Genomic DNA, 16,157 nt, shown 5'->3' with positions numbered 1-16,157 from the left:
TTTCTCCTCATGAAATGGCTCATCATTGCATCTGCAGGTCTTTATCTCTTCGGGGCGTTCAGACTCCCCTTCTTCCTGGCAGGGCTGGCCGCAGAACTCACCTACCTGGCGCTCCGCGGCAGCGCACTCGGCAGGCTCCCGCTGATCGGCCCCCACGACACCCTGATTTTCTTCTCCACCTCCATCGCCCTGATGGGGCTCCCCTTCCTCGTTGCCCAGGGGCTGAGGCGCGATGGCACCGTGTCATGGGGTGTGGGCGTCCTTGCCGCGCTCTTTGCCCTGCTTGCCCTGCCGTTCCGCTCCCTGAACATGCCGCTACCACCGGTGCTCAACACGCTCTGGTTCGAGCTGCACGTGGCCCTCGCCTTTTTCGCCTATGCCCTGTTCGGCATCGGCGCCATTCTGGGCGGCTTCTATCTGGCCCGCCGCGACAGGGGGCTGCTCGATCTGCAGTACCGGGCCGCCCTGGTCGGCTACTCGTTCTTTTCCGCCTCCATGGTCTCCGGCGGGATTTGGGGCTACTACGCCTGGGGGACCTACTGGCTCTGGACCCCCAAGGAGCTCTGGACATCGATCCTCTGGCTGTTCTATTCGCTCTATCTCCACATCAGGCTGAAAGGCCCGGCATGGGAGCGCGGCGTGGCATGGGCAGGGATCATCGGCTTCGGCATCACCCTCTTCACCTATCTCGGCGTCAGCATGCTGATGAAGAGTTCACACAGCTTCTGAGGTGCGCAATGAAACGGCTGTATAACTTTCTCGCCTCTCTCGATCTCGGTATCTGGCTCGTGGCCGGGGTGATCCTCTTTCTCGGCATCGGCTCCTTCGTGACCAGAGAAGGATCTGCGATCAACGACGTCCCCCTCTTCATCTGGCTGACCAAGGCTCCCATTGCCGAGACATGGTGGCTCTTGGTTACTGTCGCTGTCCTGGCGCTTCTGGCGCTGAACACCGTCCTGTGCAGCATCGAATCGCTCAAGGCCAAATGGCAGCGGGGGAGTTTTCTGGCCAGGATCGCGCCGCAGGTGATGCACCTCGGCTTTCTGCTCATCGTCCTGGCCCACCTGTTGAGTGCCTACGGCGGGTTCAAGGATGGCGGGCCCCTGCCGGAAGGGGGGTCATTCTCCTTCCCCGACGGCTCCAGGGTGGAGATCGTCCGGCTCGATGCCCGGATCGGACCGATGGGGATGCCGCTCGATTTCAGCGCCACCCTGCGCCATGCAACCCCGGCAGGCGAGCGGCATGCCGTCTTCAGCCCCAACCACCCCTATTTTTACCAGGGGTTCGGGGTCTACCTGAAGCAGGTGGAGCTCTTCCCGGCAAAAATGGCGCTGGTGGAGATCCACCGGGAGCCCGGCGCCGGTCTCGCCCTGGCCGGCGCCCTCTTCTTCACGGCTGCGAACCTCATGATCTTATGGCTGCGCCGGGGCAAGCGCGCCGAAGCGGCTCAATAGCGGCTTTTCACCAGGTAGGCCACCCGTGCCTCACCGTCTTTCGGCACGGTGAGGAGGAAGTCGATGGTGCCCGCATCGCGCTTCCGGTATACGGGAGCGGACTCCAGCACCTGCCAGTCGCCGGTCAGCGTTTCCTCGACCCGGACCGCAACCTCCTCTTGCTTGTGATTTCGGACGACGATCTCCCACCCTGCCTCATAGGTGTCACTGGCCAGCTTTTTCCATGAGGTCTGCCGCCTGGTCGCAGTAACGTCGAAGGCGTCCCCGAGCCTCAACCTGATCTTCTCGTCCCTGGGCGTGTGGTCGATGGCATCCTCGCCGGCAAACTGCAGGCTGCCATCCGCATCCCTCTGGTAGACCCGGACCGTCCCCTTGGGAAGCGGCATCCCCAGCCGATGTTCCTGGCGATTCTCGATTTCGAGATAGACCCCGACCTTCTGCCGAACCCCAGCCTCCCCCCCCTGCCGGCCACCGGCATAGGCCGGTTCGCCACTCACCACCAGTTCCCGCCGGACCGGAATTCCATCAGCAGAAAGCAGGCTGATCTGCTTGGTCTGGTTATCCTTGACGGTCGACGGCCGTTGCAGTGTGTAGAGGTGATACTCGAAGAATCCCTCTTCCTTGAACTGCGGAGCGGCTGCTGCCTCTGCCATGGCCATCTTGTACAGCCTGCCCCGCGCCATATCGTCGCTGACCCGGTTCACCGTGCCTGCCACCAGTTTTAACCGGGCATTGCGGTAAGTCGCGCCGCTCTTGTTGTCTATGGTCACCCATCCGGCCAGGTCCGCTTTCCGGCCGTCGCGATCGAGGGTCAGCACATAGTCCGCCCGCCAGGTAATACCGTTCGTCAGATAGGATGCCTCCAGTTCCTGACGTCCATCGGCCCGGTTCTCGAGAAGCCAGACCAGGGTCGGATTGGCAATGAGGTCATCCGGCACGCCGGGAAACAGGACCCGCCCCGGATGGCCGAAGGTGATATCGTTGCCGATCTTGAAGATGGGCGCGCCGTTGTTGGCAAGAAGGATTGCCGAAACCTGCTCTTCGCGCTCGCTATAAGGATTTTTCTCGTAGAGCCGGACCTCTTTCCCCACGAACTTGTCCATCAACTTCTGGGGGCTCAGCAGGTCGTATTCATAATTCTGCTCCAGCACCCGGAAACCCGCTGCCGCCGATGTCGACCCGATCCTGACGCTGGCCGGTACTATCTGAGCCGCCACATCCATGAAGCGCAGTTCGCTGGCTCCCTGCGGGATTTTCACCTGCCGCAGGTCTTTCACTAGGCCGAGATTTGCATTGTAGATGGTCAGAGAGACCGACTGCTGATCCGCCGCTGTCGAGACGAGCGGGGCGGCACCGGCGGTGGCAACCGCTGCAAGGCTCAGCAGAGAGGCCAAAAGCCCCTGTTGGAAACAATGCCCGATGCTGTTCATGTCATGTCCCCCTGCAACAAATGAAGAGGGGCACCCTGCGGCGCCCCTCTTGTTCGTGTTATTTGAGCACTTTCACGGACTTGATCAGTACCGGCGTCTCGGGAACGTCCCTGAAACCGCGAGACATACCCGTCTTCACCGCCTTGATCTTGTCCACCACATCCATGCCGTCAATGACCTTGCCGAATACCGCATAGCCATGGCCATCGGGGCTGGGCCGATTCAGTCCGTTGTTATTCACCACATTGATGAAAAACTGCGCCGTTGCGCTGTCCGCTACCATGGTACGCGCCATGGCAATGGTTCCCCGGTCGTTCTTGAGACCGTTGGCTGCCTCATTCTTAATGGGGGGGTTGGTCTTCTTGGGTGTCATGTCGGGGGTAAAGCCCCCGCCCTGGATCATAAACCCGTTGATGACCCGGTGGAATACGGTCCCGTTATAGAAACCGCTGTTGGCGTAATCAAGGAAATTCTCGACCGACAGTGGCGCCTCTTTCTGGAACAGTTCGACCTTGATGTCCCCCATGCTGGTTTCCAGCACCACCACCGGATTCTTGGCGGCCTGATCCGCGGCAACGGCAGCGGTCACCCCTAACAGGCAGAGCGACAAGGCTACGAGAAACTTCCTGAACATGTAATCCTCCTTGCAAAGAGTTGATCTGCTTCATTTATACGTCAGTTCCCACGGAGGGTCAAGGTGCATGCGTCAGGAAACCTGCCCTGAGGCCCGGCTTGACACTGAATGGGAAACCCTCTATTATCATCTGAGAATTCGCAGGATACATGTCGGCACGGAGCATCTTACCGCAGCAACCGGTAGGATGATGAAAGAGAGGCCCTGTATGTTTGGCATTGGCATGCCCGAACTGATCGTCATTCTCGTAATCGCCCTGATCGTCATCGGGCCGCAAAAGCTTCCCGACCTGGCGCGTTCCCTGGGGAAAGGCCTGGCCGAATTCAAACGGGCCTCCGAGGACCTCCGCAACAGCATCCACGAAGAAGAGGTAAAGGCCACCGACGAAAAAGAGAAACTGGCCAGCGAGGTAGCCGCCCAAGAAGCCGCTGCCAAACAGGCAGAAGCGGCCTATGCAAAAAACGACGGAGAGCAGAAGCAGGCAGAACCGGAGAAAGCCAAGGTCTGATCAGGAGACAAATGCATTGCACGACAAAAGGCGGGGATATCCCCAAGCCGTTCAACAAAACTGTTGCAATAATTAGGAGTTAAAAACGAAGGGCTGTAATCTTGATAGGTTGCAGCCCTTTTCCTTTGTCTGTTCTATAGGACATTTCTCCGAGATGAAGTTGAATGGCGGTTTCAGTCGCTAGGAATTCGATAAATCGTGTTGATGTAATCCTCCATACCTGCTGCCACACTCCCCACCTTAATCCCCTTATCGCTCCTACCATCCTCAATCGAAAGCAGCCTTGCCCGGATTACATTGATTGAGTACCAGTTCTCAAATTTTGATAGCACTTCCATTAAGGGGACAACCGCTTGTTCGTATTTCCTGATGGAAGGATGCTCGAACCACCGGCAAAATTCGCCAATAGAACCATCAATGGTCCAGTTTGGAAGCGACAATAGAGGTTCATCGTTCTGGTATGCAACCTCCATATCCATCGACCAGAATTCAAATGCCTTATTCGCAGCAAATTTGCTGGTCAAATCGAAAAGGTCACAGAAGTTATTTTTAAGGGCATACGCCTTGAGCATGTCGATATGGGTAGTGCGCCACTTATCGATAATTGCATTTTGTTCTGCAGATAGTTCATGCTGCCTGAGCTTGAAAATTGCTTTATCCTGAGCAAGCAATCGCCGCTTATATCCCCAGCTTCTTTCCCGCACTAACTTCCGAATTTCTTCAAAGAATTTACTGACCAGTCCAATTAAGTGGCGACTGCCGAATATGGTTTGTGCAAGTGGCAGGCTGTCCCATACTGCCTGTCGAACATTATAGTTCATATCCATCAGTACAAACTTGATGTCGTGCCGGTTGGGTAATTGCTTCAGATAGTTCCCAACCACATCAGGGCTGTTGGATTCCAATAAATTGATAACAGTCTGTTGCCGCAGGTTACAGACAAGGTACCGAGTCTTATTGAGGATTGTGACTGGTTCAAGGGCGATAAAATCTGGGGTCTTGAACTGGGCAGCAGCTTCCATTTTAGCCAAGTGCTTTTTGAAAATACTCCGTACCAGGCACTCCGACACCCCCGTTTCGCGGGCGACACCAACAAAGGGTTTCAGGAACATCTGCTCTTCGATATACGCCGTCAGTCGCGTGGTGAGGTTACGCCCTTCCTCAACCCCGGCCAGTGGTAGCATAAAGGTCTTGCCACACCCTTTGCAGAGAAACCTCCGCCGGTTGACATAAACGAATGTCGGCCTGCCATTTTCAGGTACATCTGTAATTAATTGTTTCTTCTTTGCGCCATTAGACACAATGCGGTGTTCAGAACAATGGGGGCATTTAAGAGAACTGAGGTTCTCAGGGGTCGGCGGCAGGAATCGGTTTTCACCATCAAGATGGGGAGTTGGCATAATGACAATAAGGCATCAGATTGAAGTTTACTGGTCACGCTGGCTGTGATACACAACCAAGTGGAGCAGTGATGCGGATATTAGCCCGCATGCTACACAGCAATCAATAGATATTGTCATTACAAATAATTCAAAGAAATTAAATAGCTTAATGATATTCCAAAATTAGCTACGCCAAAGCCAGTGCAAACTATTCTAAATTGGTATATACTGCGCCGATTGCGTCCAGCAACATTAAAATGCAATCATTCCAGTCATATACCAAGGAGGGTACTTCTGCATGGGCATCCTGGCCGACGAATTCACCGGCAAGCTGGTTAAAAACAAGGAAGTCGCAAAAGACTTAAAGATAAGAGCAACGGCATTTGTTGCCAAAACAGTTGATAAGCGGGTTCTCAGTGACTACGAAGGCACTGATTGGGTCCAATATAAAGAAAACAAGAAAACCGTAGCCCTGAAGAAACCAAAACCACATGATGTGCTATTTGAAGACAGAGTGTGGACGCTTCTTGCCAAGTTAGGCTTTACCACATTGAGTAAACGCGACTTACGGCTTCCCTATACAGATGATGAAACGATTCCTGGAAAACAAATAGACGTATTTGCTGCTGACGATGAAACCATAATTATCGTTGAATGCAAGAGTGCTGAAGAGATGAAAACCAAGCACTTTTCAAAAGAGCTGAACGAATACGATAAGGTCATTTCAGGTGGGAACAAAGTTCTTAAAAAGGAATTTTCCAAAGAACACAAAATCAAATACATATTTGCAACCAACAATATAAATCTGAGCGAAAATGACAGGAAACGACTTGCTGAACTAAAGATGACTCATTTCAATCAGGATGAGATTCACTACTATGAACAACTCCAGGCAAGATTAGGCAAGTCAGCTAAATATCAATTTCTGGCAAAATTATTTAAAGGTCAGAACATTCCCTCATTGGAAAACAAGATTCCAGCAGTGCGTGGGCAAATGGGAGGATTTTACTATTACTCTTTCACGATAGAGCCGGAAAAACTTCTGAAAATTTCTTACATATTGCACAGCATAAACGTAAATGACGATGATGACGGCTACCAGCGCCTTGTCAGCAAGAAGAGATTAACCGAAATAGAGCATTTTATTGATAAAGGTGGCTATTTCCCAAACTCGATAATTCTTAATATCAATACTAATAAGGAAGAACCGCTGTACTTCGACCGTGTTTCATGCACCCATGACAGCAAAATCAGTGAACCGGTAATACTGCATTTACCAAAGCAGTATCACTCTGCTTTCGTTATTGACGGACAACATCGTTTGTATGGATATTCAAACACCAAATACAAGAAACTAACTCGATTCCGGTAGTTGCATTTGAAAATTTGCTTTCTAAAGACCAGGTTGACCTATTTATCAAGATAAACAGTAAACAGCAGCCGGTTTCCCAGAACTTACTTACAACTATAGGCGCTGATTTACTGTGGAACTCAGATAAATATGATGCGGCAATCGAAGCCCTCATGTCGAAACTGCTCACCCGGCTAGGGCAAAAAGAGGATAGCCCTCTTTTCCGCAGGATAGCAATTGGTGAAACAAAGAGAACTGCGTTAGCCTGTATCACTTTACGGACAACTATCGACCATGGTCTAAATAAATCGAACTTCTTTGCCAAGCTAAACAGGAAGAAACTTGTAGAAACAGGCCATTTATGGTGTGACCCGGTACAGGCAGACGGGACATTTGATTACAAGCAGATGCTCGACAAATGCTATCTGTTTTTCAAAACCTATTTTGACCATGTGAAAGCAAATACTGAATCTGTCTGGAATCTTGGAGGTGCCCCTGGAGGGTACGTTGCCACAACAATCGGCATTGTCTGTTTTATCAGGATTGCCAGCAACCTACTCGATTTCATCAAACAGTACGAGGGTGAAGATTATTCGAAAAAATCCGGTAAAGAAATCGCCGAATTGACGTTTCGGTATCTGGAACCGGTATTCACTTATCTGAACGGATTCGAGCCCGCCAAAATAGCCCAATTTAAAAACTATAGTTCCAACCCCAAGGGAGTTGAAATCGGAGTTCGTGAGTTTCAGCAGGAAATACACAATACATATAGTGACTTTGAGCCTGACGGTCTAAAAAAATGGATGGATGAGAATTCGGGCAAATATAAGGATGTAGCTCGCATTATCACTGATAGGTTTGAAGAAGGTATAAAGCAGAAAGTGTTCTCAGTTCTCCAGGATAAATTCGGCAGCAGTTGGTGGAAAGATGGTGTACCACCCGAAGAACGGAAAAAAGCTGCAATTGAAAAAATCAATGCGAACAGTGATGACCCTGAACAAGACTTCCTTTACTTGATTGACTATAAAAAAATCATCTCAAGGAATTGGGATGTGTTCAAAACCATCTTTGCCGACCCATCGTTCAAGAGCAACAAGGATGACCAGCTTAAATGGTTTGATACATTGAACCCCATTCGCAACCAGGCATCGCATGGCAGAAACGTAAGCCTTGAAGACCATGCGTTCCTTACTCAGCTAAATGAATGGCTCCCGGCGAAAATTGGTATAGAAAAGCTCAACACCGCCGTATAAAAATTTCCAACAAGGAACATAGTGAAAGTATTACTCGTAGAACCAGATTATCGCCATGGCTCCGCCAGTTTCAGGAAAGCAGCAACTGCACCGGATGCCAAGAAACGCGATGATGAAAGCCTGTGGTATCCCCCAATTGGCTTGCTTAAACTCAGCACCTTCCATAAGCGACGAGGTGATGAGGTTACGTTTGTCAATGGTATGGATAAATCTGTCATCAAAGAGTCAGACTTGTTTACCCATGAACTGATATGGGACCGAATCTACATTACCACGCTCTTTACGTTCGACTGGAAGAACGTCATTGAGACTATTGAGTTTTACAAGAAGGCAGTTGGTAATTCCGTCTATAAAATTTATGTTGGCGGGATTATGGCCTCCATCATCCCCAACGACATCTTCGAAGAGACAGGCATCCAGCCAATTGTCGGCACCCTGAACGAACCGGGCAAAATTGATTTGCCGGGTGACGAAGAAATCGATTCGCTTCCTCCAGATTACAGCATCCTCGACAACCGTATTTACGCCATCAATGACACGTATTATGCCCACGCCACCCGTGGCTGCAAACGCAAGTGTCCGTGGTGTGGTGTCAATGATGTGGAACCGGAATACTGCGAGTACCTGGATATCCGTCCCATGATTACTGAGATGCGAGCACTGTACGGCGACAAACCCCGACTGAAGCTGATGGATAACAACGTCCTTGCCTCACCGAATCTTGACCAAATTGTGAGCGACCTGGTTGAGCTTGGTTATGGCCGTGGCCAAAAGACCACTGAAACAATCCCCAGGACACGAGTCATCGACTTCAACCAGGGGTTGGAAGCGACACACATCAACGAAGGCAATATCGCCCTTATCGAGCAACTGCACATCAAGCCGATGCGGATAGCTTTTGACCGCCTTTCATACCGGGATACGTACATAAACGCGGTAAACATCGCCAAGCGCCACGGCTTCAAAGAATTCTCCAACTATATGCTCTACAACGAGAAGGACACTCCTCGTGACCTGTACGAACGGCTTGTCATCAACATTGATATCAACCGGTCATGGAAGGAAGAAAGCAGCAGCAAAGCTGCAGCAATCTATAGCTACCCGATGCGGTTTGCCCCAATAAAGGATAATTCACCGGAGAGACTGAATCGGAGTCGCGATTATGTCCCACCAGCGCCCCCAAGAGACATTGATTTTTTCCAGGATGCAAGGTGGACCAAGCGCTTCACCCGAAACATCGAAATTATCAAGGGCGCGTCCCATGGTGCGATATCTCCGACGCCCTCCCTGGCGTTACGGGCCATCGGTGAGACATATGAAGAGTTCATCGCCAACATGTATATGCCGGAAGAATTACTGCGAAACCGGGATAGGCATGAGAGAAGAAGATACGAGAACAAACCGAACCGGGAACCAGGTTCCGGCAAGGTCGAAGATTTCAGGGAATTTATTCTACGGCTTTTACACCAACAGGATGAAGTATTTTTCGAATTCCATGATGCCGTTTCACCTTGTTCAAAGGAAGCGATAAAGCAGGCATTCAAGACGGTCAAGAACGAAGAGGTTAAGCAATGGCTAGAGTGGTATCTGAAATAGAAAAGAAGCCGGTCATTGGTCGGCAGTTATTCGATATTGTCACGTCCGGCATGTATGACAACCCCTTGATGATTTACCGGGAATATATCCAGAATTCGGTGGACAGCATCGACCTTGCCATTCAGAGCGAATTATTAAGCCACGAAAGCGCACAAATCTCGATTTCCCTCAACGGCCACAACCGGTCCATTGTTATTGAGGACAACGGCCAAGGCCTCGATAACGACACTGCACATGGCATCTTAACCAACCTCGGCTGCAGTCCGAAGGAAGGGACTAGCCAGAGAGGTTTCCGGGGCATCGGCAGGCTTGGTGGCCTAGCCTATTGTGATGAGCTTGTTTTTGAAACTCGTTCTGCAGGCGATGAGCTTATTTCGGTTGTTCGTTGGAACCGAAAAGAGTTCGATGCGATTGCTGCAGATACGCGAAGAAACATCACCCTATCTGAAATGATTCAGGCTGTTGCTACCCTGGAATACGATGACCCGACCGAAGAGACGCCGCTGCACTTTTTCCGCGTGACCCTTCGCAATGTCCATCGGTTCCATTCCGACATGCTGATGAACCTGAAGTCGGTGACCGATTACCTGGCCCATAGCGCACCGGTTCCATACAATCATCAAACGTTCTTTTATGCCGAAGAGATTGAGCAATATCTTTCTGATGTCAGCGATTACCGCTGTTACCAGATACAGGTGAATGGCCGTCAAGTGTTCCGCCCCTATGCTGATGAGGTCAAACTGTCTACCAACAGTTCCGACAAGATTCAGGGAATCGAGTATTACCAGTTCAAGACTGTTGACGGCGAAACAATTGCCCTCGGCTGGTACGCGAAGACTCAATTCCTTGCTACGTTGCCAAATGCTCTGAATGTGAAGGGAATCCGTATCCGTCAGGGAAACATTGAAGTTGGTGGTGAACACTGCCTGGATGACAAATTTTCAGAGCCACGCTTCTCTGGCTGGCAAATTGGTGAAATCCATGTGGTCAATAACAGCCTGAAGCCAAACGCCCGGCGCGATGGATTCGAGCACACTCCCAACTTCGAGCGTTTCCTAGAGCAGGCCCATGCGCTTGGTCGCCACCTGAGCAGCGTTTGCCGAAAGTCATCGAATACCAGGATTGCCAGTGTCAGGGTGCAGAGTTCTCTTGAGCAGTTGGAAAAACTGTTTAATGACCCGCTCACCTATATCGACGAAGAGCATTACCAGCAGGCGGTTGAGAATTCCCAGACCACTTTGGCAAGCCTTGAGAAGCTTGCTAACAATGGGATTCCAGATGACCTGAAGGCGCGTTTTGATGCTGTCAGGGAGAAAATGGAATCTGCCAGTCACAAGCCAGTCTTACTTGAACATGTTCTGGATGGCAGGAAGTTGAAGCATACCGACCCCAAAGACTTGTTAAAGCATGTAGCCAGAACCATCATCGAAAACTACAGCACAAGCAAATCTCCCGAGGATATTCTCCAGCAAATTTTTGCCAATTATACGAACTCGAATTTTGCCAGCCATATGGTTAATGCCGCATATTCGGGGAAGTAGGTTTCCATGGTCATACAGGGGTGCTTGGATACATTCCGTAGCGAAGTGGAAACGGCTCTGAGGATTTTCTACGCCTATGAGGGAATCAAAAAGTTGCTGGCCGACCAGATGTATGTCGACCTGATAAACAAGAACATCTCTTTTTGGAGAATCTACATTTCGTCAGTCCAGACCAAACTGTTTATCGCGCTTGGGCGGCTGTACGATGATTCCAGGGACTCATTTTCATTCAAGACATTTTCCAGAACCTGCAGAGATAATTTTCAGGAATTCGATAAAGCTGGTCTTGAAGCCAGGAAACGCGACGGAGCAGCAATCAAGCCAGACTGGCTTGATGATTATCTGGACAAAGCATACTACCCCACCATCGAAGACATCAATACGCTCTTCCGTTTGACCCGTCCACACAACGATAAGTTCAAGGGGCTTTATCGGAGTATCCGCGATAAGGTCTTTGCCCACGCCGTCCACACTGATTCAGAAGCAATTGCCAATATGTTTCAGGGTACTGACTTCGAGGAAATAGAAGCAGCATTGACCGTGCTCTGGTCGATATACAGTCAAATCTGGCAGCTCTACAATAATGGACGCCAACCATCCTTCAGTATTGAATCCTACCCTTACAAAGATGAAGTAGTTGACGGGTTAAAGACCGTTTTATTGACTACGGCATAAAGTTTTATCGCCACTAACTATTATATATTTGAGAGTATACCAGCCATACAAATTACCATTTTTAATGGTAATAAACTACATACAATCTGTTTTGAATAATATTTTTCAGACTATAATTCAAGTTAATATATAATCAACAACAATATAAAATTACTTGCAACAAATGTTATAATTAAATGCCACATATAAAATATCTTGATTTATTAATAATATATGCAAATATATAGCAATACATTTTAATGTACTGCTATTTCTTGTTAATTTTGACCATTATTTAGTTAAGCACGAGAAACTATTCAAAATAAAATATAATTGGACGGCACATATGAAATTTAAATTTATAATATTATTTGCTACTGCATTTTTAATATCATCATCTATATGCTATGCTATCTCGAATAAGATACCAGTTAAAATAAAAGAATATGACAAGCTAAACTGGAAAATTACATTAGATGATACAAAATTGTTTTATCAAAATTTAAAGTGCTCAAACCAGGATTTACTTGGTTTCAAAACATGCATTATAAATGATATTGAATTATCTGAAATTGAAGCAAACAATAAAATGGAGCGCAATTATACTTCAACTGCGAGCCTACTCTATTTTAACAACGAACTAAATAGCATTGATATTAAATATAAATATCAAAACAAAGATTTAGCGCTAAAAGCCGTCAATGGATTGAGTAGTAAATTGAATAGTTTAATGGAAAAATCACAATTAAAGACAGTGCTACCTGATGGTTCAGAAACAATTGAATATGATACACTAAATACTAAAGTTAGCATTGAAAGGCGTTGCAATAATGTAAATATATATATCAACAATGTTTATAATTCATTATTAAGACATGACCCAAAATATAGAGAGCACACCACTGATGCATTGAAGGGATTAGATGAGCAAGTTAAGGAGCTAAATAGATTAAAAAACATACCGAAGCTGCCTAAAATATCGTGTAGCAGACCATCTAAATTCGATAAGGATAAAAAATTGAGATGTGGAATGTCTTTAAATGCACTTACCGAATATAAAGACAAAGAAGCATTTAATTTAATAAGTGAAAACAACAAATATTTTTTATCAGCGCATATATATACTTTCAATTCGTCTGTAATTTCTTTAGATTTAATAATAGACGATGGTGATGTTGTTACTCTTAAACCAGAAAATTATGATAAGCTTAATGAATTTCGTATACCTAATGACTTACTTGAAAAAATGCTTAAATCTAAGTCAATTGATTACAAAGTGGGATATAGAACATTTGTAAGCGAAAAATTTAAAGAAAGCTGGTTCACTAGTCCAGAATACAGAGAGGGTAAGTTTAACGAAATGCAGATAAATTGGATGAAACAGTTTTATGATGATACTAGAGTATCTGCTTGCGATTAAATTTGATGTAATTAGCGCTTGCCTGGCTAAATTATTTGCTGATTTGACGCATAGGATGATAATCACATAGCCATGAACCATCAACTGACACCGTATAAAGATGAAGTAGTCAAAAGCGTTAAACAAGCCCTATTGGGCGGGACTTGATGTTTTCCAAAACCCTTTGACTGCCTCATCCAGTTTTTCGTCAAACTCCTCCATCACGAATCCCGCATTTCGTACAATTGCATTCAACAGTTCGACCATTTTATCAACATCTCTGATGCTCTCTCCAAGGTCACCCCAGGTCAATCCCAATGTGGCGATATCTATCGGGCGATAAACACCATCCTCGCCACGGCGCAGCTCCAGGTGGGCTGTCAGCCTGTCACGGATAATCCTGAATGCTTTTGTGCTTGGCTTAGCCTTGAAAGCCTCCCAAGCCGTATTTAACTCATTGCACATGGCATCAAACTTCTGGCGGCGTTTCTCTTTTTCGCGTTCGTGTAGCTGCTCAAGCGCAGCCTTTATCTCTTCATCACCAGAATCATTTACCGGTACCCCATACCCCCACTCCGAGTACATTATGCGCAGCTCCCTGAGCAAGTGTGGATTTGCCTGCAGCGAGGCAATTATCCCTGCAATGCTCGGGGTCCGCTCAGTAGTATCTAATGTCATTCTAGCTAGGTCTTGAGCGCAGCCATAGAACAATGAGTACTTGATAGATTCAAACCCTCGGAAGCGGTCACCATTCCCATACTGTTGGACGGTCTCTTCATCAAACAGCATAGGGCGGAGAAATGCGAATTTCTCTTTCAAGCCAAGCAGACAACTCAAGAGGTGGTCGGTGTGTGATTGTAATTTTAGTATTTGTTTGTTCATTATTGGCTCCTGAATATGACAATGATAAAAAGGTGCGATTATATGATTAAAAAATACCACTTATTATTGTATGGATAGATAATTAACAATTTTGTAGAAATATTAATTTGCAAAACAGCAATAATAAATTTAATTGATTTTTGTATTCGCGTATTTGTGTTTACAAATAATGCTTTACATATTTGTTTTGACTTGTATTATGTCTAAAATTTATTATCTAACAATAGAAGAGGATAGTATGGACATAAAAATGGTTATAATTGGCACCTGTCTAGTGTCTTTAAGTTTTACACAAACAAACGTTTATGCAGCAAGAAAAACAAGCCCAAAACCAAAACAGCCGATTGTAAAACAAGAAGAAAAACCAAAACAGCCGACTGTAAAACAAGAAGAAAAACCATTAGAAACCATAATTGCACCAAAATACACAAGTAACAGTTTTGAATTGGTTGGAAATTTTGTTGATAAAGATTTTATTGGCCATGATTTAAGAGAAGTTTACAAATCACTAGAAGCAAGAAAAAATAGAGAAAAAAGCGAATTTGAAACCACTTATGAATACAATTTACGCATAGAGAAAGAGGACAAGACTCCATTATCTGGGAATACATATATATATGATAATATATCACTGTTAGTTGATGTAGAATCTATTTATGATGCCGACACCCAAATATTACAAATATTATTACCACTTGAAAATTCATGGGTAACTAAATTCACGCTTGGTATACCTAGTAGAGAATCAAAAGTCTATAAAGACGAATATATAGGCACCAATGCATATGGTGTAAATGTTAACGTAAAAAAATATACTACTGAAAAAATAGTGTTGGTTGTAAATAATTCAGAACCATACGAAATAGATAACAGCTTATTTAAGAAAAAAATAAAAATAACAATTAAAGATGTTTCAGTGGAGACAGCTAAACACAATAAGAATAGCATAGCAGCAATATGTGTTTTTAAGATAAAATCCCCATTTGTAGGCAAAGACGGTTATCATGATAAGGCCACTATCAGTAACCCAGTAGAGATGACAATACTAAACAAGCTTTTATATGGTGATATTTCTGAAATAATAGTATACAATAAAAAATCAGGCCAAATTTTACATAGACTAAGTAATAGCTTTATGAGTTTAGATGATATCCCTAGTTTGCCATCTATGAAATTTAGTAGTAATACAGATAATAAAGAGTCAGTGGCAAAAGAAAGACCATCTGCTTGGATAAAGTATACCGACAAAATATATCTCAAAAATGGGGAAGTTGTTCAGTGTAATTCAGTTGTTAAAGATGGAGAAACTGTTACAGTCATGAAAGATAGAGAGCAAAATGCAGTATATAACATAAAAGATATCGACGAAAAAAAGTCTTTTGACCATTTATTTAATAATTGGTGGTAGTTGTTATGGAATACTATTTGTTCAACACTTCCGCTCCGCAATTGACTTTACATCAATCCGCAGCAACCAACAATCTCCAAACACCCACTCAACCGCCCAGCAAAATACCACCCACACCGCCACCATTACTAGGATAACCAGAAAATACCGCGCCACCCTCCGCATTATATTCCTGGCCTTCATGGCAGCACCTGCCGCTCCCCAATCTGCACATCAACAGAGCCGAGTTCATCGATTATCTCTGTATAAATTGGGAGGAAATATAGCCCGGCACCAACCCGTCGTGCGTTATACAATATCGTGCTGAGGGCATGCATGACTTCCTGGTTGATATATACCGGCAACAGCTTGACACCTGAGATGATGAACACGTATCTAAATTTGACCAGCTTTGCATACACCACTTCCAGTGTTTCATTACTGTTGACCACTGCATCAACTGGTACCTGCTTGACGCGCAATCTCTTGGGCTTTGGGGTTCGCAAGCTGCAGTACATGACCATGCTCCTTTGGCAAAAGAACTCTTCTCCCCATCAGGGGTTGGCGGTCGCACCTGATTTAAGCCTGAAGAGTCACTGCCGGTTGCCCGGAGATGACGGTACTACATCAACACGATTATACGAATTATTGCAGATAAACTATTCGGCTCCCCCCAAGTAGATTTA

At 46.4% G+C, this 16,157-nt stretch carries 15 protein-coding genes; 10 read left to right on the top strand and 5 right to left on the bottom strand.

Annotated elements, in window-relative coordinates:
* Window positions 1–9 precede the first annotated feature (9 nt).
* Both GJT30_07870 and GJT30_07865 read left to right on the top strand, forming a co-directional pair.
* The gene (locus GJT30_07870; protein ID MSM39522.1) at window positions 10–729 is read left to right on the top strand and encodes a cytochrome C biogenesis protein ResC; all 720 of its coding nucleotides are present in this window, start codon (window positions 10–12) and stop codon (window positions 727–729) included.
* A gap of 8 nt (window positions 730–737) precedes the next feature.
* Window positions 738–1,454, top strand: a complete 717-nt coding sequence (locus GJT30_07865) for a cytochrome C biogenesis protein ResB (protein MSM39521.1) — start codon at window positions 738–740, stop codon at window positions 1,452–1,454.
* Here the strand turns inward: GJT30_07865 and GJT30_07860 are convergent.
* Window positions 1,448–2,884, bottom strand: a complete 1,437-nt coding sequence (locus GJT30_07860) for a DUF4139 domain-containing protein (protein MSM39520.1) — start codon at window positions 2,882–2,884, stop codon at window positions 1,448–1,450. The two genes, GJT30_07865 and GJT30_07860, sit on opposite strands and share 7 nt — an antisense overlap.
* A 58-nt stretch (window positions 2,885–2,942) precedes the next feature.
* Window positions 2,943–3,518, bottom strand: a complete 576-nt coding sequence (locus GJT30_07855; GenBank protein ID MSM39519.1) for a peptidyl-prolyl cis-trans isomerase — start codon at window positions 3,516–3,518, stop codon at window positions 2,943–2,945.
* Between the two features lie 208 nt (window positions 3,519–3,726).
* Between GJT30_07855 and tatA the strand changes: the two genes are divergently transcribed.
* Window positions 3,727–4,026 (top strand): twin-arginine translocase TatA/TatE family subunit, encoded by a 300-nt coding sequence (tatA, locus tag GJT30_07850; GenBank protein ID MSM39518.1) that lies wholly within the window; start codon window positions 3,727–3,729, stop codon window positions 4,024–4,026.
* A gap of 173 nt (window positions 4,027–4,199) precedes the next feature.
* Here tatA and GJT30_07845 read toward each other — a convergent pair whose 3' ends face one another.
* Window positions 4,200–5,426: a hypothetical protein gene (locus GJT30_07845; protein MSM39517.1), complete on the bottom strand. Its 1,227-nt coding sequence runs from the start codon at window positions 5,424–5,426 to the stop codon at window positions 4,200–4,202.
* Between the two features lie 280 nt (window positions 5,427–5,706).
* Here GJT30_07845 and GJT30_07840 point away from each other — a divergent pair, with 280 nt between their 5' ends.
* The 6 genes from GJT30_07840 (at window position 5,707) to GJT30_07815 (ending at window position 13,223) form a co-directional block, all read left to right on the top strand.
* A complete protein-coding gene (locus GJT30_07840; protein ID MSM39516.1) occupies window positions 5,707–6,780 on the top strand; it encodes a DGQHR domain-containing protein in 1,074 nt (357 codons plus the stop codon).
* A gap of 14 nt (window positions 6,781–6,794) precedes the next feature.
* Window positions 6,795–8,012: a hypothetical protein gene (locus tag GJT30_07835; protein ID MSM39515.1), complete on the top strand. Its 1,218-nt coding sequence runs from the start codon at window positions 6,795–6,797 to the stop codon at window positions 8,010–8,012.
* Window positions 8,013–8,033: 21 nt separating this feature from the next.
* Window positions 8,034–9,608 (top strand): hypothetical protein, encoded by a 1,575-nt coding sequence (locus GJT30_07830; protein MSM39514.1) that lies wholly within the window; start codon window positions 8,034–8,036, stop codon window positions 9,606–9,608.
* Window positions 9,584–11,149, top strand: a complete 1,566-nt coding sequence (locus GJT30_07825) for a hypothetical protein (protein ID MSM39513.1) — start codon at window positions 9,584–9,586, stop codon at window positions 11,147–11,149. Before GJT30_07830 ends, GJT30_07825 begins: the two co-directional genes overlap by 25 nt.
* Window positions 11,150–11,155: 6 nt before the next feature.
* Window positions 11,156–11,824: a hypothetical protein gene (locus tag GJT30_07820; GenBank protein MSM39512.1), complete on the top strand. Its 669-nt coding sequence runs from the start codon at window positions 11,156–11,158 to the stop codon at window positions 11,822–11,824.
* A gap of 325 nt (window positions 11,825–12,149) precedes the next feature.
* Complete coding sequence (locus GJT30_07815) at window positions 12,150–13,223, top strand: hypothetical protein (GenBank protein MSM39511.1); 1,074 nt, start codon at window positions 12,150–12,152, stop codon at window positions 13,221–13,223.
* Window positions 13,224–13,352: 129 nt separating this feature from the next.
* Here GJT30_07815 and GJT30_07810 read toward each other — a convergent pair whose 3' ends face one another.
* Window positions 13,353–14,084: a hypothetical protein gene (locus GJT30_07810; GenBank protein ID MSM39510.1), complete on the bottom strand. Its 732-nt coding sequence runs from the start codon at window positions 14,082–14,084 to the stop codon at window positions 13,353–13,355.
* A gap of 238 nt (window positions 14,085–14,322) precedes the next feature.
* On the opposite strand from GJT30_07810, the gene GJT30_07805 reads away from it, so the two are divergent.
* Complete coding sequence (locus tag GJT30_07805) at window positions 14,323–15,492, top strand: hypothetical protein (protein MSM39509.1); 1,170 nt, start codon at window positions 14,323–14,325, stop codon at window positions 15,490–15,492.
* Between the two features lie 179 nt (window positions 15,493–15,671).
* Here the strand turns inward: GJT30_07805 and GJT30_07800 are convergent, their stop codons facing one another.
* Window positions 15,672–15,989: a hypothetical protein gene (locus GJT30_07800; protein ID MSM39508.1), complete on the bottom strand. Its 318-nt coding sequence runs from the start codon at window positions 15,987–15,989 to the stop codon at window positions 15,672–15,674.
* Window positions 15,990–16,157: the final 168 nt, after the last annotated feature.

This window comes from Geobacter sp., from assembly GCA_009684525.1.
Classification (GTDB): Bacteria; Desulfobacterota; Desulfuromonadia; order Geobacterales; family DSM-12255; genus Geoanaerobacter.
Note: the sequence above shows the minus strand (reverse complement) of the source record. Positions and strands in the feature narration are given on the sequence as shown.